Consider the following 17,575-nt stretch of genomic DNA (forward strand, 5'->3'; position numbering starts at 1 on the left):
TCCCGTCAGTCGCCGGCGACGCCCAGGACGGCCGCGTACGCGTCGGCGTAGGCCGCCGCGATGGCGTCGGGGTCGGAACGCGTCTCGGCGTCCAAGGGGTGGAGGTGCCGCCGCTCGCGCACGTCGAGGTACTCCACGACGTTCTCGACGCGTTCTTCCAGGCGGCCCTCGTGGGCGCTGCCCGAGGCCACCTCGCAGGCTCGGGCGTAGCGGTCGCCGTCGTAGACGCGGAGTCGGCCCGGTTCGACGACGGCGACCGCGTCCGGTTCGAAGCCGTCGAGCGGGCGGGCGATGTCGGCGTACGACTCGACGACGACGTCGTCCTCGTTCGCGATGCGCGCTGCGACCGCGTCGAACGCCGCACGGTGGCGCTCGCGCATCACGTCGTTGAACTCGTCGAGCGTCTCGACGACGGTGGCGTCGGCGAGCGAGAGTGCCTCGGTGACGGGCGCGGGGAGGTCGACGGTGCCGTTGACGACGAACTCGTCGTCGCCGTCGAGGGTGAGGCGGTCACAGCAGAACGCGCGGTCGGTCCGGCCGAGCAGGCCCGTCCCACCGTCGGGCGCGGGCGTCCAGAGCCGATGGACCGGATTGCGGCCCTCGGGTCGGGCGTCGTCTAGTGCGGCGAGCGTCCGGACGTCCTTGCCGTAGAGGCGACCCTCGGCGAGAGCGTGGCGGACGTCGTCGTGGTCGAACCAGTAGTCGTTGCCCGCACGGGGTTTGTACGCCGGCGCGCCGGTGGCCACGGCGAGGCCGGCGGCGAAGGTGGTCTTCCCGGCGTCGACGCGCGCGCCGCCGGCGACGAGCAGGCGCATCTACGCGAGACCGTAGTGGCCGGGTTCGTCGTCGTCGTCGGGGTCGGCGAACACGAACGCGTCGGCGTTGACCATCATCCACGGAATCGCCCAGTCGAGCAGGACGTTCTCGGTCTCCACGTCGAGTTCGCGTTCGGGGTCGACGCCCTGGAGCAGGCGTGCGACCTCGTAGATGGTGTACATCGCGTCCTCGTCGAGCACCTCGTCGGGGTCGCGGAAGACGAGCGGGCGGAGCGTGTCGAAGTCGGACTTCGGTCTGACCATGTCCGGAGGTTCGTGGCTCTGGTGGTAAGTCCCGCGGAACGTGGCCGTCGCTCGGCGCTCTGCGGGGCCGTCGCTCGACGCCGAACGCGGAGCGGACGCTGTCGCTCGTGGTGTGGGCGCGAAAGAAAACGAAGGTTCGGGAGCTTACGAGTGGTTCGAGAGCGTCTTCTCGTAGTTCTCGGCGACGTCGTCCCAGTCGACGACGTCGAAGAACGCGCTGACGAAGTCGCCACGGGCCGGGCCGTAGTCGTAGTAGTACGAGTGCTCCCAGACGTCCAGCGCGAGAATGGGGTGACTGCCCCACAGTGCGCCCTGGTCGTGCTTGTCGACGACGAGGTTGCGAAGCTGCTTCGCGACCGGGTCGTAGACGAGGAGCGCCCAGCCACCGGCGGCGGACGCTGCGGCCTCGAACTCGCCCTTCCAGCCCTCGTAGGAGCCGAAGTCCTCCTCGATGGCGTCGAGGAGGTCACCCTCGGGTTCGCCACCGCCGTTCGGGGACATGTTCTCCCAGAACATCGTGTGGAGATAGTGCCCGCTCCCGTTGTGGGTCACGCTACGGATCGCGCTCCCCGAGGAGCCGAAGTCGCCGGACTCGCGGTTGTCGGCGAGCGTCTTCTCGGCGCTCTCCAGGCCGTTGACGTAGCCCTGGTGGTGCGTGTCGTGGTGCCACGTCAGCACCTGCTCGGAGAGTGACGGTTCGAGCGCGTCGTAGTCGTACGGGAGAGACGGCAGTTCGGGGTTGGAGTGTTCAGACATATCTTGACACCTCGATAGGATGCTGTCTCGGTAAGATGTTAAAGCTTGAGGAGGGGTCGTCGTATCGCCTGTACTCGGTTTAAGTTGGATTATCGATACGAACTCCGGCGTCGCCGAACGCTACGCGACCGCCCGTTCAGCCGTCCTCCTCGGGGTCCTCGCCGCGGGCGCGTTTGAACATCGCGAGCGCTTGCTCGCGGCGCTCGCCGTGGTCGCAGATGGGTGCGGGGTAGTCGGGGGCGAGGTCCGTCCGTTCGTCGTCGCTCAGTTCGTGCCACTCGTGGATGGCGTCGGCGTCCATGTCGGCCAGTTCCGGGACGTACTCCGCGATGTAGTCGGCGTCCTCGTCGTAGCGTTCCTGCTGGCTCCACGGGTTGAAGATGCGGAAGTACGGCTGGGCGTCGGTGCCCGTCGAGGCGGCCCACTGCCACCCGCCGTTGTCGTTGGCCGTGTCGTGGTCGACGAGGTGTTCGCGGAAGTGGTCGTAGCCGTGTCGCCAGTCGAGCATGAGGTCCTTCGTGAGGAACGAGGCGACGATCATCCGGACGCGGTTGTGCATCCACGCCTCCTCGCGGAGTTGGCGCATGCCGGCGTCGACGATGGGGAAGCCCGTCTCCCCGTCCTTCCACGCCAGGAGTTCGTCGTCGGCCTCGCGCCAGTCGATGCCCTCCTGGTACTCCTTGTAGTTGCGCGTGACCACATCGGGGTTGAAGTGCAGGACGTGGGTGTAGAACTCACGCCACGCCAGTTGTGACTGGAACTCCTCGACGGACTCGCGAGCCTCGTCGTCGCCGGCCTCGGCCATCGCGTCCTCCGTCGCCTCGTACACCTCCCGGACGCCGATGGTCCCCCACTTGAGGTGCGCCGAGAGCTTCGATGTCTTGCCTTCCCACGGGAAGTCCCGGCGCTCGGCGTACTCGAAGATAGGCGACGAACAGAACTCCTCGAGACGGTCGCGGGCGGCCTCGTAACCCGCCGGTTCGACGTCGGCGTCGGACTCCTCGAACCCCAGGTCCTCGGGAGTGGGCAGGTCCTCGAACTCCCCCGCTTCGGCGACGAGGCTGTCCGCGTCGGGTGCGTCGTAGCGCGGCTCTTTCTCCCGGTCGCGCCACTTCTTCCAGAAGTAGGTGTAGACGGAGTAGGGGTCGCCGTCGTTGGTCGTGATGGACCCGGGGTCGTGGTGGATGGCGTCGTCGAAGTCTGCGTAGCCGACACCGCCGTCGGAGAGGGCGGCCTTCACCGCCTCGTCACGCTCCTGGGCCAACCCGGAGTACCCGCGGTTCCAGAACACGCCGGTCGCGCCGTGTTCCGCACAGAGGTCCGGGAGCACGGCACTCGGGTCGCCACGGAGGAGACAGAGGTCGGCGTCGCGCTCGCGGTACCACCTGCGGAGGGCACCGAGCGCGTCGAGCATGTAGGCGACCCGGTTGGGCGCGGCGTGTGCCAGGACCTCGTCGTCGAACACGAACACGGGCAACACGTCGTCTTCGTCGGCGGCCTTCGCGAGGCCGACGTTGTCGGTGGCACGCAGGTCCGCACGGTGCCAGTGGACGAGCATACCCCGACGACGGGCGCGAGAGACGTAACCGTCGGGGTGGCGGCGAACTGCCACTCGTCGCGCTCGCCACTGCCCCCTCCGCCCCGTGCCGTTCCGAGCGCACCCGGTGTCCTCGCTCGAACAACTCGTTTACAGTTGAATTTAATCCAGTGAACTCGGCATTGCACCAAGGCCAGACACGACTGTGGCCCCTGTTTTCGGCACACGTGAGAGCTACTGTCGTGTCACTGTTCGCGGTAGGACACCCCGCAAGTATGGTGAACGTTGTCAACATTTATCCCACTACAGGATAACACTGCAGTCGAATGGACTCAGAGCAGGAAAGTCGACAGACGGGACCGGTTCGGAGACGGGCGTTTCTGAAAGCGACGGGTGCTGGCGTAGCGGGCGTCACGCTCGCGGGCTGTGTCAACACTGGAGACGGCGGCGACGAGGGCGGAGACGGCGGTGGCGGCGGCACCGACGGCGGTGGCGGTGGTGGCGGGAGCGACGGCAACACCACCGGGACGACGACGGGGACCGCCAGCGGCGGGAACCTCCCGAGTTCGGTGAAGGTCGGCGTGTTGGCCCCCGAACCAGGCACCAACCCCATCGGCGCGTCCATCGCCCAGGGGGCGGAACTCGCGGCGATGCAGTTGAACGAGGAGGGGTCGGGTCCGGAGTTCGAGGTCGTCGTCAAGGACACCAAGGAGAAACCGGACGTCGGCCGCTCGAAGTACCAGGAGCTCACACTGAGCGAGGAGGTCGACCTGACGACGGGCATCTTCACCAGCGAGGTGCTGTTGGCGGTGCTCGACGACATCTCCAGTCAGCAGACCGTCCACATGACGACGGGTGCGGCGACCCCGGAGGCGTCGGCCCGGGTCAACGAGGACTACGAGAACTACAAGTACCACTTCCGCACGGGACCACTCAACGCCTACCAGTTGGGTGTGAACATGGTCGACTTCCTCTCGGCGAAGCAGTCGGACCTCGGCTGGGAGTCGGTCGCCGTCCTCGTCGAGGACTACGAGTGGACGAAACCCGTCTCGCAGGCACTCGACGACAACCTCAGCGACTCCGGCGTCGAGATCGCGATGCGCGAGCGCTACGCCTCGGGCCAGGAGAACTTCACCCCCATCTACGACCAGGTCGAGAGCTCCGGTGCTGACGCCGCGTTCATCGCGATGGCCCACACCGGCACCCCTGCGGTCGTCCAGTGGGCGAAAGAACAGCGCCCGTTCGAGTTCGGCGGCATCCACGTGCCGATGCAACTGCCGTCGTACTACGAGGCGACCAGCGGCGCGTGTAACTTCGGCGTGACCCAGAACTCCGCGACCCCCAAGAGCGAGGTGACCGACAAGACGGTGCCGTTCGCCGAGTCGTACAACGAGGAGTTCGGGAGCTACCCGGTCTACACCGGCTACATCACGTTCGACGCCATCAAACAGTACGCTCAGGTCATCCAGCAGACCGGCAGCGTCGAGGCAGACGACGTCGTCTCGGGTCTCGAACAGTCCTCGTACACGGGTACGGTCGGGACCGTCGAGTACTACCCCAAGGACGACGAGTTCGCCCACGACGTCGTCTACGAGGAGGGGAAGGTCAACCCGGTGTTCATGCAGTGGCAAGACGGCAACCAGGAGGTCATCTACCCCAACAACCTCGCGACGGCCGACTACGCCAAGCCGTCGTGGATATAGATGGTCGACCCAACCGTCTCGCTACAGGCCGCACCCTCGACGGTGCTGGTCCAGATACTCATCCTCAGTTCGCTGTACGCGCTGGTCGCGCTGGGGTTCACGCTCATCTTCGGCGTCGGAGGCGTGTTGAACCTCGCCCACGGCGCGAACATCACCATCGGCGCGTTCGTGGCGTACGTGGTGGGTGTCCAGCAGGGGCTGGGCGGGTTCGCGGGTTTGGCCGCGGCGTTCGTCGTCACCGGCATCCTGAGCGGGGTCTACTACCTGGGGCTCATCAAGCGCATCCAGGACGAGCCCATCATGGTGATGATCATCACGCTCGTCACCGCCGTCGCCGTCGAGGAGGCCATCCGCTTCGTCTACGGCTCACAGCCGAAGGTGCTCGGCCTGCTCAGCGGGCGCATCAACCTCGCCGGGTCGACCGTGACCTACACGCAGCTGTTCGCGTTCGCTCTGTCGGCGCTGCTCATCGGCGCGCTGTTCGTGTTCGTCAACTACTCGCGCCACGGGAAGGCGCTGATGGCGACGAGCATGAGCCACAAGGGTGCGGCGCTGGTCGGCATCGAAGCCGACCGCATCAACCTCGTCGTCTGGGTCGCTGCGGGAGCGCTCGCCGGCGTCGCCGGCGTGTTCCTCGCCACGCGCCAGGGCGCGTCGTGGGCGATGGGCCGCACCCCGCTGGTGCTCTCGTTCAGCATCGTCGTCCTCGGCGGCATCGGCTCGATTCGCGGCAGCGTCCTCGGGGCGTTCGTCGTCGGCACGCTGGAGGTGCTGACCGTCCAGTACGTCGATTCGAGCCTCACGGGACTGACGCCGCTGTTGGTGCTGGTCGTCGTGTTGCTGCTCAGACCGGAGGGACTGTTCGGCCGCGAACTGGTGGAAGCATGATTCGAACGACTACGACACCGACGGGGGGACTCGCGTGAGCGAAGACACGGCCTCGGGCCGCATCACCGAGGAGAGCGACCGGTCGTTCCCGGGGGTGCCGGTCCGGTACATCGTCGGTGCGCTCGGACTGCTGGTGCTCGCAGCACTGCCGGTGATGGCGGACATGGAACTCGGCCTCGGCGTGCCGGGCGTGTTCGTGCTCGTCATCGACGAGCTGTTCCTGCTCGACCTGACCGTCGCGCTGTACTTCGGCATGTTCGCGATGAGCTGGGACACCGTCTCGGGGTACACCGGCCAGATTTCGTTCGGACACGGCCTGTTCTTCGCCGTCGGCGCGTACACGTCGGCGCTGTTGAACCTCGGCCACGGGTTCGACCCCATCCTCTCGATTCCGGTTGGTGTCGTGCTCGCCGCCGTCGCCGGCATCATCATCGGCGTGCCGGCCCTGCGCCTGCGCGGGCCGTACCTCTCGCTGGTGACGCTGGTCGCCCCCATCATCCTGCTCAACCTGTTCATCTTCCGGAGCGACATCTTCGGCGGTGAACTGGGGCTCTCGCCCGGTCCCGAGAACTTCCTCGGGTACGGTGTCGGGCAGGCGTCGATGGTGTACTACGTCGCGCTGGCGCTGTTCGTGTTCATCATGGCGGTGCTGTTGCTCGTCACCCGTTCGGACGCGGGGCGGGTGTTCACCGCCATCCGCGAGGACGAGGACGCCGTCGCGAGCGTCGGCCTCAACCCGGCGAAGTTCAAGATATTCGCGTTCGTCCTCAGCGCGGCCATCGGTGGCCTCGCGGGGGCGATGTACGTCCACACCCCGCGCGGTGGGGCGACGTACTCCGAACTGTTCTCGACGACGGTCAACGTCGAGGTCATCATCGCCGCGGTCCTCGGCGGGATGGGCACCATCGTCGGGGCGGCCATCGGCGGCATCTTCGTCGGCCTCGTCCCGAAACTGCTCGACGAGTTGGCAGTCGAGATTCCTGGCTTCGTCCCCGTGTTCGGCGGGACCTCCGTCAGCGAGATCGACTTCCTCATCTTCGCCGTCATCACGCTGTTCTTGCTGTACGTCCTGCCCGGCGGCATCCTCCGGGCGGTCATCCACGGCGGGCAGCGTGCCCGTGGCTGGCGACGCGGCGACGAGGTGGCGACCGACGGCGGCCGCCCACAGCGGGTGATAACTCGCGTCGTCGGTCGCTGGCGCGAGCAACTGCGAGGTGACGACGATGAGTAGCGAACCGGAGCAGGGGACGACCGCCGGTCCGGACGCGACCGACGCGACCCCACAGACCGAGTCGTACGGCCCCGACGACGGCATCCTCGTCGCGAACAACCTGCGCAAGGAGTTCGGCGGCCTCGTCGCCGTCGAGGACTTCTCGTTCGCGGTCGAAGAGCAGGAGATTCTCGGATTCATCGGGCCGAACGGCGCGGGGAAGTCGACGACGTTCAACTGCGTCACCGGCTTCTACGAGCCGACCGGCGGCACCGTCTGGTACCAGGGCGAGGAGGTGACCGGCAAGCCGTCGTACGAGATGGTCAACGCCGGTCTCGCCCGCACGTTCCAGCACTTCCGGCCGCTCCACGACCGTAGCGTCGTCGACAACGTCGCGCTGGCGCTGGTCGAGGACAGCCTGTTCTCGTTCAGCGGGCTGCGCGGCGGGACGAAAGAACGGGCCGCACAGCTCTGTGAGCGCGTCGGTCTGGCCGACGACCTGCACCGCCTGCCCGACGAGCTGCCCCACGCGGGGTTGCTCCGACTGGAACTCGCCCGTGCGCTGGCGACGGACCCGACACTGTTGCTCGTCGACGAACCGTTCGCCGGTCTCGCGGGCAGCGAGGTCGAACGCATCTCGACGCTCATCCGCGAACTCCGCGAGGAGGGCCTGACGCTGGTGGTCGTCGACCACAACATGCGCGGCCTGCTGTCGCTCATCGACCGGGCGGTCGTCATCAACTTCGGGTCGAAACTCGCCGAAGGGACGCCCGAGGAGATACGCAACAACGAGGAGGTTCAGCGGGCGTACCTCGGGGGTGACCTCTGATGGACTGGTCCATCCCCGGCATGGTGGCGCTCGCCAGCGCGTCGGACGCCGGCGACGACTCCGACGCGACGGACACGAGCGACGAGACCGACGGGACCGACGAGTCGGCCGGAACCGCCACGGGAGCGGCGGGGGGAACCCCCTTGCTCGACGTCGCGGACTGTGCTGTCTCCTACGGGAAGGTGTCGGCGCTGCGCGGCGTCGACCTCACCGTCGGCGAGGGGGAGTTCGTCGCGGTCATCGGGCCGAACGGCGCGGGGAAGTCGACGCTGTGTAACACCGTCTCGGGCTTTCGCGACTACACCGGGAGCGTCCGGTATCACGGCGCGGAGGTTAGCGACCAGTCGCCACGCGACCTCGTCCAGCAGGGACTCGTCCACTGTACGGAGTCCCGCGACCTGTTCGGGTACATGTCCGTCGAGGACAACCTGACGCTCGGGGCGTACCGCGCGAACACGAACGTCGACGAACGCCTCGCGTTCGTCTACGACCTGTTCCCGGCGCTCGCAGAGCGAACGGGACAGCTCGCCCGGACGATGAGCGGGGGCGAACAGCAGATGCTCGCCATCGGGCGGGCGCTGATGGGCGACCCCGACCTGCTCGTCCTCGACGAACCGACGCTCGGCCTCGCGCCCGTCATCCTCGACGACATCAGCGAGGGTATCGAGCAGATACAGGCCAACGGCGTCACCATCCTGCTCGCCGAGCAGAACGTGACGTTCGCGCTCCGCCACGCCGACCGTATCGTGCTGCTGGAGAACGGCGACGTCGTGCGCCGCGGCTCGCCCGAGGAACTCCGCGAGGACGACTACATCCACGAGTCGTACCTCGGGGGCTGAGACGCCGGCGGGCGAGGTCGTCCCCTCGGCCACTGGTGGCGGTGTTCGGCGGTCCCGCCGGCGAGGGGTCGGACGAACCACTTCCGAGAGCGACTGCTAACCCCTCCCGCCCCCGTCTCTGCGCGCGGTTTCGCCCCCACGAAGGGGAACGACTAACACGCTACCGTGGGTGAACTACTCTCACATGGCAAATCTGGTCGACGACGTAGCCGCGACCGCCGCCGAGCACCCCGACGCGACGGCCGTCGGGTACCGGGGGGCGACGTGGTCGTACGAGGAGTTCTGGGGGGAGACCGGTCGGCTCGCGAAGGCGCTCGACGACCACGGCGTCGACGCCGACGGCCGCGTGGCGCTCTACCTGCCGAACCTCCCGCAGTACGTGACGGGCTTCCACGCGACGCTCCGGGCGGGCGGCGTCGTCGTCCCGATGAACCCCCAGTACAAGGCCCGAGAGATCGGCCACCTGCTCGCCGACAGCGGGGCGACGGTCGTTATCACGCTCGCGGCGCTCGCGCCGATGGTCGCCGAAGTGCAGGACGAGACCGACGTCGAACACGTCGTCGCCGTGGGTGCGGAGGACGCAGACGCACTCCACGACATCGCGACGCCGTACGCCGAGTTCCTCGCGAGCGCCGACGGCGAACTCGACGTCGTCGACCGCGCCGACGACGACCTGGCGTGCCAGCCCTACACCTCCGGGACGACGGGAACGCCGAAGGGCGTGATGCTGACCCACCACAACCTCGCGTGGAACGCGCGGGCGACGGGCGACCTGATGCCCGGCGGGTTCGAGGCCGACGACAAGATGCTCGGCGTCCTCCCGCTGTTCCACATCTACGGGATGACCGTGACGATGCTCGGGACGCTGTTCGCCGGTGCGGCGTACTACCCGATGCCCGAGTGGGACGCCCAGGCCGCCGCGGACCTCGTCGCCAGCGAGGACCTCACCATCGTCCACGGCGTGCCCGCGATGTACAACGACCTGGTCAACCAGCCGAACGCCGAGGAGTTCGACCTCTCCTCCGTACGCTTCGCCAACTCCGGGGGCAGCAGTCTCCCCATCGAGGTGATGCGCCGGTTCGAGGAGCTCTACGACGTGGACCTGTTCGAGGGGTACGGGCTGACCGAGACCAGCCCCGTGACCCACGCCAACCGGCCCGACGCGCGTCGACCCGGTTCCATCGGTAGGCCCATCCCGGGCGTCGAGTCGATGGTCGTCGACGGGAACTTCGATGAGGTACCGCCCGTCGAACGCGGCCCCGTCGAGGAAGGGACCGACCTCGACGACGTGACGGGCGAACTCGTCGTCAGCGGCCCGAACGTGATGAAGGGCTACTACGGTCTCCCCGAGGCCAACGAGGGGGCGTTCACCGAGCGCGAGGGCACGCGCTGGTTCCACACCGGCGACGTCGCCTACCGCGACGAGGACGACTTCTACTACGTCGTCGACCGCGAGAAACACATGATAGTCACTGGGGGGTACAACGTCTACCCCCGTGAGGTGGAGGAACTACTGTTCGAACACGAGGCCATCGCGGACGCTGCCGTCGTCGGCATCCCCGACGAACGCCGTGGCGAGACGGTGAAGGCGTTCGTCGTTCCCGTGCCCGACGCCGACGTGACGCCCGACGAGATTCGCGAGTACTGTCTGACCAACCTCGCGGAGTACAAACACCCCCGGGAGGTGGCGTTCGTCGAGGAACTGCCACGGACGACGACGGGGAAGGTCCAGAAGTTCGAGTTGCGTGGTTCGAGCGAGTAACACGAGCGAGAACCACGATACCGTGAGCGAGGGACGAAGTCCCCCGCGAGCGACAGCGAGCGAACGAGGACCTCGTCGGGGCCGGCGAGGAGCGGAGACCGTCTCGTAACCGTGTGGTGTGCGAACTTATTTGCCATCCCGCTCGGTGGTGGGGTCATGAGCGAGGACGCAGTCTTACTCGACATCGAAGCGGAGGTCGCGACGCTGACGTTGAACCGTCCGGACATGCGCAACGCCATCACCCACGAGGTGTCGAACGCGATGCTCGACGCGCTCGACGAGGTCGAGGACTCCGACGCCCGTGCGCTCGTCGTGACGGGGTCGGGTGGCAGTTTCTCCGCCGGCGGCGACATCAACGCGATGATGGCACGGATGTCCGGGCAGGCGACGCTCGCGGAGTCGGTCCGACGCATACACCAGGACACGAGCCGCGCCATCGAGCGCGTCGCGACGTTCCACCTGCCGACCGTCGCGAAGATAGACGGCGTGGCGTTCGGTGCGGGCGCGAACCTCGCGCTCGCCTGTGACATCCAACTCGCCAGCGCCGAAGCGCGGATGAGCTTCGGGTTCCGGCAGGTCGGTCTCGCCGTCGACACCGGAACCTCGTACTTCCTCCCGCGAATCGTCGGGCTGAACAAGGCCAAGGAACTGGTGTTCACGGGCGAACTGCTCGACGCCGAGGAGGCCCACGAACTGGGGCTGTTCAACCACGTCTACACGGAGGAGTTCGAGGCGGAGGTCGAGGCGTTCGTCGCCCAGATCGCACAGGGGCCGACGGTCGCCCTCGAGACGTCGAAACGCGCGCTCAACCAGGGCCTCGACGCCACGCTCGACCAGGCGATGACCCGCGAGGCGGCCCACCAGGCCGCGGTGTTCGAGACCCACGACCACGAGGAGGGTGCGGAGGCGTTCATGGGCAAGCGCGACCCCGACTTCAAGGGCGAGTAGCCTCGTCACCGCCCGGTCGTGTACCGACCGCTCACACTCCCACCCGTGTTTTTGCGGCCCGCCCCCGAACGTGGGACGATGAGCCACCAGCGCGCCGACGGTCGCATCACCGTCTACTCGGACTACGTCTGCCCGTTCTGTTACCTCGGACGACAGTCGCTCGCGCAGTACCAGGCGCAGCGAGACGAGGAGTTGATAATCGACTGGCGACCGTTCGACCTGCGCAGCCAGAAGCGCAACCCGGACGGGAGTATCGACCACTCGGTCGACGACGGGAAGGACGAGGAGTACTTCGAGCAGGCGAAGCAGAACGTCCGGCGACTCGCCGAGGAGTACGACGTGGAGATGGACCTCGACATCGCCACCGACGTCGACTCGCTCCCGGCGCAGGTCGTCTCGTACTACCTCGACGAACACCACGACTACGAGACGTGGCTGGCGTTCGACGAGCGCGTCTTCGAGGCGCTGTGGGTCGAGGGGCGTGACATCGGCGACGAGGACCTGCTCGTCGAGTTGGCGACCGAGGCGGGCGTCGAGGAGAGCGAGGTCCGCTCGGCGCTCGACGACGAGGCGCTCCGAGAGGAGGTCCGCGAGCAGTTCACCGCGTCACAACAGGCTGGCGTGACGGGCGTGCCGACGTTCGCCTACGACGGCTACGCCGCCCGCGGAGCGGTGCCTCCCGAGCAGCTCGAACGACTCGTCGAAGGAACCTGAAGTCGCCGCCTCCCACCGAATCGTCGCTTCTCAGTCGAGGGCGAATCGACGCAGGCGTTCGAATCGTGGGAACCGGTCGTCGAGGCCGACCCGAACGAGGTCGAGTCGGTCGACGCGCACAGGCCCGACATCGAGGGACCGGTCGCGCTCGAGGGCGTCGACGACCCCCGTGACGTCCTCGTCGCGGAACTCCGCGAGCGCCGCGTGCGGGACGAACTGCCGGTCTCTGTCGTGGACCGGGACCGCGTCGACCGCACAGGCGCGGTCGTTGAGCGCCACGAACTGACCCCCGTCGTCGACCTCCGCGTAGACGACGGTCGGAAACACGTTGAGTCGCGGGAAGCGAACGTCGAACGGGGCGACGTCGGTCAGCGCCTCGCCGAGGTCGTCGGCGAGCGCGTCCAGGTCGGTCGGAGCGACCGTCCCGGAGCGCCCGCCGGCCGTCGTCACGTCCCCGACGACGGTGACCGTGACGTGGAGGTAGCGCGACGGGGCGACCGCGAGACTGTCGAACGCGTCCAGACGGTCGAGCATCGAACCGAACGCCTCGCTCGTCCGGTCCGAGAGGTCGAACAGCACGACGAGGTGGTCGTCGCCCGAGCGTGCGGCGACCTCTTCGTCGGTCGTCGGCTCGACCGGAAGGTCGTGTCGGCGGTTCCAGAACTCGGCCGGGTCGTCGGCGAGGTCGCTCACCGAGTGACCGCTCCGTCCATGCCTCCGGTGCACGCCGCGCAACCTTCATACTGACTGACGGCTGATACTCGGTGTCATGCATCGAGATTCGGAGCGCGCCCTCCAGTTCGACCGGGGCGCTCGCTCGTTCCGATACTATCGCAACGCCGTCGAACGCCACTGGGACCCGGACGACATCGACCTGAGCGAGGACGTCGCCGGCGTCCTCGCGATGGCCGAGGAGGACCCCGAGTACCTCGACCAGTTCCGCGCGGCCGTCGCGAAGTTCGGGGCCGGCGAGCAGGCCGTCACCGAGGACCTCGCACCGCTCGCGGTCGTGCTCGACGACCCCGAGGCCCAGATGTTCGTCACGACCCAGCTGTACGAAGAGGCGAAACACGCCGACTTCTTCGACCGCTACTGGCGCGAGGTGATTCACGCCGCCGAGGAGGACCTCGGCGTCGAGCACACCTCCCCAATGGACCCACGGTGGTTCAACGAAGGGTACGACGACCTGTTCGAGCGCAACGACGCGGCGATGCAGCGCCTGTTGACCGACGACACACCCGAGAACCGCGCCGAGGCGTTCTGTCACTACCACCTCACCGTCGAGGGTATCCTCGCACAGACGGGCTACTACGGTCTCCAGCGGGCCTACGGCCCGGACAACGAGGAGCTACCCCACCTCCCGGGGCTGGTCGAGGGACTGAACTACATTCGGCGCGACGAAGGCCGTCACGTCGGGTTCGGGATGACGATGCTCAAGGAACTCGTCACCGAGGGGGTCGACCCGCAGTTGCTCCACGACACCGTCGGTGAACTGCTCCCGCTGGTCGACAGCATCACGACCGACGGGCTGGAGGAGGAGGGCCCGGCAGCGAGTCCCGACGAACTCAGGAGCTACGCCGCGGGCAAACACACCCAGCGGATGAAGCAGATAACCGTCGCCTCCGAGGCCATCCCGGACGTCGAACAGTTGACGAGTCTGGAGGGTGACTGACCGATAGCGACCGGCGGTTCGCCGGTCGAACCGCCCGTCGGCAGGTGTCACGGTGAAAGGCTACTTGGTGCCTCCACCCGAGGCTATGCTATGGCATCCCAGTTCCGCCTGAGTGCAGAACAGGAAGCGATTCGTGACGCCGTCCGCGAGTTCGGTGAGAACGAAATCGCACCCGTCGCCCGGGAACACGACGAGAACAAGGAGTACCCCGAGTCACTCCGCAAGAAGGCCGCGAAGTACGACCTCGTCGCACCGGGCATCCCCGAGGAGTACGGCGGGGCGGGGATGGACCTCCTCGAGTCGTGTGTCGTCACCGAGGAGCTGTGGCGAGCGGACCCCGGTATCGGTTCTGCGGTCGGGTCGGCCGGCTTCGGCACGTCGATGATCCGCAAGTTCGGCGACGAGTGGATGAAAGAGGAGTGGCTGCCCGCGGTCGCCGCCGGCGACGCCGTCTCCTGTTCGTGCATCTCCGAACCCGCCCACGGCTCGAACGTCGCGGGCATCGAGACGACCGCCGAGAAAGACGGCGACGACTACGTCGTCGACGGGATCAAGATGTGGATCACGAACGGTACCGTCGCCGACATCGCCGTCGTGATGGCGAAGACGACGCCCGACGCGGGCCGGAAGGGCATCTCTGCTATCCTCGTCCCGACCGACGCCGACGGGTTCGAACCGTCGAAGATCGACAACAAACTCGGCATCCGTGCTTCGGACCTCGCCGAAATCGTCCTCGACGGCGTGCGCGTCCCCCAGGAGAACCTCATCGGCGAGGAGGACGAGGGGTTCTACCAGCTGATGAACTTCTTCGCTGGCGGGCGAGCGAGCGTCGCTTCCCAAGCGGTGGGTGCCGCACAGGGCGCACTCGACGCCGCTATCGACTACGCCGGCGAGCGCGAGCAGTTCGACCGGACCATCGGCGAGTTCCAGGCCATCCGGCACAAGCTCGCCGACATGGCGACGACCGTCGAGGCCGCCCGCTCGATGACCTACCGCGCGGCGGGCTACGCCGAGGCGGGCGACCGTGACCTCGCGATGAAGTACGCCAGCATGGCGAAGCTGTTCGCCTCCGAGAACGCCGTCGAGGTCGCCGACGAGGCGCTCCAGGTGTTCGGCGGCGCGGGCTACGTCACCGACCACCCCGCAGAGCGGTACTACCGTGACGCGCGAATCACGAAGATATACGAGGGCACCAGCGAGATTCAGAAGAACATCATCGCCGACCGCATCCTCTGAACGTTCGGTCACCAGCTTCCGTTTGCGCTAATCGAAACACCAAGGTATCAGGCGCGACGAGTCGGGGTATGAGCCACCCTGAAGACGCCCCCGACTGGCAGTTCAAGGAGCGAGACACCTACATCCTCAAAGAGCTGTCGGACGACCCACAGCTCTCCTCGCGGGAACTCGCGCGCATCCTCGAAGCCGACTACGACATCGACGTGAGTCACGTCACCGTCAGCGAGTCCATCCGCGGCATGCGCGAGGCGGGCGTGTTCCGCGAGGCCATCGTCCCCCACGAGGAGTACTTCATCTTCGGGATGTTCGAGTTCAAACTCAACCCCGAGCACTTCGCCGACCACTACCGCGAGGCTATCGAGACCATCCGCGACTCGCCGAACACGCTGTTCATGTTCGTCTCCGACGGCGAGTACCAGTGGAAGTCCATCATGATGTTCCCCGACCGGTTCTCGGAGTCGAAGTGGATCCACGACTTCTACAAGGAGCACGGTCAGGCGGTCCACAACATCCGCAACAGCGTCGTCCACAACCTCCTGAAGTTCCGGACCGACCCCGAGATGTTCGAGACGCTTCGCGACTGACCGCCCGTCACCGCTGACGGCCACGCCCGCCCCCGACGCATTCGCGGGAGCACTACCGGTCGAGCTTTTTAGTCTCGCCCGTCGAACGGTCGGACATGGAACCAGTCTCTCGCACCCCCTCTACCGAGGACCGACTGCTGACGGTCGGGAAGATGCTCGGTCTGGGCTTTCTCGGTCTCGCGGTCGGCATCGTCACGCAGATCGCGCTCCTGTTGGTCCTCATCGCCGCCGGCGTCGACGTCCTCGACAGTCCGCTGTTGAGCGTCGGCCTCTCGCTGGTCTCGTTGCAGGGTGTCGGTCTCGCGGTCGTCGGCGTCCTCTACCTCCGGTACAGCGGTTACGGCCTCTCGTTCGTCGGCTTCCGGTTCCCGACGCTCCGGGACGTCGCCTGGACCGTCGGCGGGTTCGTCGCGATGGTCGCGGTGTTGCTCGCCGCCGCCTCCGTCCTGCAGGCCATCTCCTCGGCGCTCGGCGTCGAGACCGCCGAGAACAGCATCGTCCAGACCGCCAGCGAGGACCCGACGGTGCTGTTCCTCCTCATCCCGGCGGCCTTCCTCATCATCGGCCCGTCCGAGGAACTGCTGTTCCGGGGTATCATCCAGGGGCGTCTACGCGAGGTGTTCGGCCCCCTCGCGGGCATCCTCATCGCGTCGACCATCTTCGGGTTCGCCCACCTGACCGCGTTCGCCGCCACCGCGGGGAGCATCGCCTCCGTGCTCATCCCCATCGGCGGGTTGACCGCCGTCTCGCTCGTCCTGGGGTACACCTACGAGAAGACCGACAACCTCGTCGTCCCGGCGCTCATCCACGGCGCGTACGACGCGCTGTTGTTCAGTCTGCTGTACGTCACGCTGGTGTACGGCGACGAACTCCAGGCCGCCGCGAACAACTCCTCGGGCGTCCTCGCCGCGCTGTTCTGAGCGGTCTGGAGCGCGCCACAGACCTGCATCGGACTTATCGGCGTGCCCACCCTTGTCGTTCGTATGACATCAGTCATCGTCGTCGGCGGGGGACCCGCCGGCCTCAGCGCCGCGCTGTTCGCCGCGAAGAACGGGCTCGACGTCCGTCTGTTCGACACAGACGGAACGTGGCTCCACAGCGCCCACCTGTTCAACTACCTCGGCGTCGGCTCCGTCAACGGCGACGCGTTCCTGCGGACCGCCCGCCAGCAGGCCGAGGACTTCGGGGCCGAGCGCCACCAGGGCGAGGCGGTCACCGGCGTCTCCTCGACAGACGACGGGTTCACCGTCAGCACCGACGACGGCGAGTACGACGCCGACTACCTCGTCCTCGCGACCGGTGCGAACCGTGACCTCGCCGAAGAACTGGGCTGTGAGACGACCGACGACGGCGTCGTCGACGTCGACGTGACGATGGAGACGAGCGTCGAGGACTGTTACGCGACCGGTGCGATGGTCCGCGCCGAGGAGTGGCAGGCGGTCATCTCCGCGGGCGACGGCGCGTCCGCCGCCCTCAACGTCCTCACGAAGGAGAAGGGCGACCACTACCACGACTTCGACACGCCCGACACCGCAGACGAGGTGTTCGGGGGGTTGCGCGACGAGAAGGTGTGACCGACCGTCGCGGTCGGTTCGTTTATCAGGTCCGAGTCGTTCGCTGAACTATGGTCCTCGAACTCGTCGTCCCGGCGCTGATTTCGTTCGTCATCGTCGCGTCCGCAGTGTACGCAGGAGTGCTCAGAGCGCTCGACGTCTACTTCGACCCGCAGAAAGACAGCGTGTTCCTGGGTGACGACCACGACCCGCGGAACCGCCCCTGAGCGGTCGAGACGTCCGGCCCCGTCTACGAACACCACCC

The 17,575-nt window shown here is 67.2% G+C and carries 19 protein-coding genes; 14 read left to right on the forward strand and 5 right to left on the reverse strand.

The window, feature by feature from the left end; translation table 11 throughout:
• Positions 1 to 5: 5 nt before the first annotated feature.
• The 4 genes from M1L36_RS03510 to M1L36_RS03525 all read right to left on the reverse strand — a co-directional run bounded on the left by M1L36_RS03510 (position 6) and on the right by M1L36_RS03525 (position 3,393).
• Positions 6 to 815: an ATPase gene (locus M1L36_RS03510; RefSeq protein WP_250872324.1), complete on the reverse strand. Its 810-nt coding sequence runs from the start codon at positions 813 to 815 to the stop codon at positions 6 to 8.
• A complete protein-coding gene (locus M1L36_RS03515) occupies positions 816 to 1,079 on the reverse strand; it encodes a DUF5827 family protein (protein WP_250872325.1) in 264 nt (87 codons plus the stop codon).
• A gap of 144 nt (positions 1,080 to 1,223) precedes the next feature.
• Positions 1,224 to 1,835, reverse strand: a complete 612-nt coding sequence (gene sod / locus M1L36_RS03520) for a superoxide dismutase [Mn] (protein WP_250872326.1) — start codon at positions 1,833 to 1,835, stop codon at positions 1,224 to 1,226.
• A 136-nt stretch (positions 1,836 to 1,971) separates the two neighbouring features.
• Complete coding sequence (locus M1L36_RS03525) at positions 1,972 to 3,393, reverse strand: cryptochrome/photolyase family protein (protein WP_250872327.1); 1,422 nt, start codon at positions 3,391 to 3,393, stop codon at positions 1,972 to 1,974.
• Between the two features lie 305 nt (positions 3,394 to 3,698).
• Here M1L36_RS03525 and M1L36_RS03530 point away from each other — a divergent pair, with 305 nt between their 5' ends.
• The 8 genes from M1L36_RS03530 (at position 3,699) to M1L36_RS03565 (ending at position 12,265) form a co-directional block, all read left to right on the forward strand.
• Complete coding sequence (locus M1L36_RS03530) at positions 3,699 to 5,075, forward strand: ABC transporter substrate-binding protein (protein ID WP_250872328.1); 1,377 nt, start codon at positions 3,699 to 3,701, stop codon at positions 5,073 to 5,075.
• Positions 5,076 to 5,963, forward strand: a complete 888-nt coding sequence (locus M1L36_RS03535) for a branched-chain amino acid ABC transporter permease (RefSeq protein ID WP_250872329.1) — start codon at positions 5,076 to 5,078, stop codon at positions 5,961 to 5,963.
• Positions 5,964 to 5,997: 34 nt separating this feature from the next.
• A complete protein-coding gene (locus tag M1L36_RS03540; protein ID WP_250872330.1) occupies positions 5,998 to 7,194 on the forward strand; it encodes a branched-chain amino acid ABC transporter permease in 1,197 nt (398 codons plus the stop codon).
• Positions 7,187 to 8,002, forward strand: coding sequence for an ABC transporter ATP-binding protein (locus tag M1L36_RS03545; RefSeq protein WP_250872331.1), 816 nt, complete (start codon positions 7,187 to 7,189; stop codon positions 8,000 to 8,002). The genes M1L36_RS03540 and M1L36_RS03545 overlap by 8 nt, the downstream gene beginning before the upstream one ends.
• Positions 8,002 to 8,841 carry an ABC transporter ATP-binding protein gene (locus M1L36_RS03550; RefSeq protein ID WP_250872332.1) on the forward strand — a complete coding sequence of 280 codons (840 nt, stop codon included), beginning with the start codon at positions 8,002 to 8,004 and terminating at the stop codon, positions 8,839 to 8,841. The genes M1L36_RS03545 and M1L36_RS03550 overlap by 1 nt, the downstream gene beginning before the upstream one ends.
• Before the next feature lie 184 nt (positions 8,842 to 9,025).
• On the forward strand, positions 9,026 to 10,603 hold the full coding sequence (locus M1L36_RS03555; protein WP_250872333.1) for a long-chain-fatty-acid--CoA ligase: 1,578 nt from the start codon (positions 9,026 to 9,028) through the stop codon (positions 10,601 to 10,603).
• A 156-nt stretch (positions 10,604 to 10,759) separates the two neighbouring features.
• Positions 10,760 to 11,551, forward strand: coding sequence for an enoyl-CoA hydratase-related protein (locus M1L36_RS03560; protein WP_250872334.1), 792 nt, complete (start codon positions 10,760 to 10,762; stop codon positions 11,549 to 11,551).
• Positions 11,552 to 11,629: 78 nt separating this feature from the next.
• Entirely contained in the window at positions 11,630 to 12,265 is a 636-nt protein-coding gene (locus M1L36_RS03565) for a DsbA family oxidoreductase (protein WP_250872335.1), read from the forward strand.
• 30 nt (positions 12,266 to 12,295) lie between these two features.
• Here M1L36_RS03565 and M1L36_RS03570 read toward each other — a convergent pair whose 3' ends face one another.
• Positions 12,296 to 12,958 carry a 2'-5' RNA ligase family protein gene (locus tag M1L36_RS03570; RefSeq protein ID WP_250872336.1) on the reverse strand — a complete coding sequence of 221 codons (663 nt, stop codon included), beginning with the start codon at positions 12,956 to 12,958 and terminating at the stop codon, positions 12,296 to 12,298.
• Positions 12,959 to 13,034: 76 nt separating this feature from the next.
• Here M1L36_RS03570 and M1L36_RS03575 point away from each other — a divergent pair, with 76 nt between their 5' ends.
• From M1L36_RS03575 to M1L36_RS03600, 6 genes are all read left to right on the forward strand, one after another.
• Positions 13,035 to 13,937 carry a ribonucleotide-diphosphate reductase subunit beta gene (locus M1L36_RS03575; RefSeq protein ID WP_250872337.1) on the forward strand — a complete coding sequence of 301 codons (903 nt, stop codon included), beginning with the start codon at positions 13,035 to 13,037 and terminating at the stop codon, positions 13,935 to 13,937.
• Between the two features lie 90 nt (positions 13,938 to 14,027).
• Positions 14,028 to 15,173: an acyl-CoA dehydrogenase family protein gene (locus M1L36_RS03580; RefSeq protein ID WP_250872338.1), complete on the forward strand. Its 1,146-nt coding sequence runs from the start codon at positions 14,028 to 14,030 to the stop codon at positions 15,171 to 15,173.
• A gap of 68 nt (positions 15,174 to 15,241) precedes the next feature.
• Entirely contained in the window at positions 15,242 to 15,757 is a 516-nt protein-coding gene (locus tag M1L36_RS03585; RefSeq protein WP_250872339.1) for an Lrp/AsnC family transcriptional regulator, read from the forward strand.
• Between the two features lie 95 nt (positions 15,758 to 15,852).
• On the forward strand, positions 15,853 to 16,677 hold the full coding sequence (locus tag M1L36_RS03590; protein WP_250872340.1) for a CPBP family intramembrane glutamic endopeptidase: 825 nt from the start codon (positions 15,853 to 15,855) through the stop codon (positions 16,675 to 16,677).
• A gap of 63 nt (positions 16,678 to 16,740) precedes the next feature.
• Positions 16,741 to 17,331, forward strand: coding sequence for an NAD(P)/FAD-dependent oxidoreductase (locus M1L36_RS03595; RefSeq protein ID WP_250872341.1), 591 nt, complete (start codon positions 16,741 to 16,743; stop codon positions 17,329 to 17,331).
• A 50-nt stretch (positions 17,332 to 17,381) separates the two neighbouring features.
• A complete protein-coding gene (locus M1L36_RS03600; RefSeq protein WP_250872342.1) occupies positions 17,382 to 17,537 on the forward strand; it encodes a hypothetical protein in 156 nt (51 codons plus the stop codon).
• Positions 17,538 to 17,575 lie beyond the last annotated feature (38 nt).

The organism is Halomarina rubra, from assembly GCF_023699475.1.
GTDB lineage: Archaea > Halobacteriota > Halobacteria > Halobacteriales > Haloarculaceae > Halomarina > Halomarina rubra.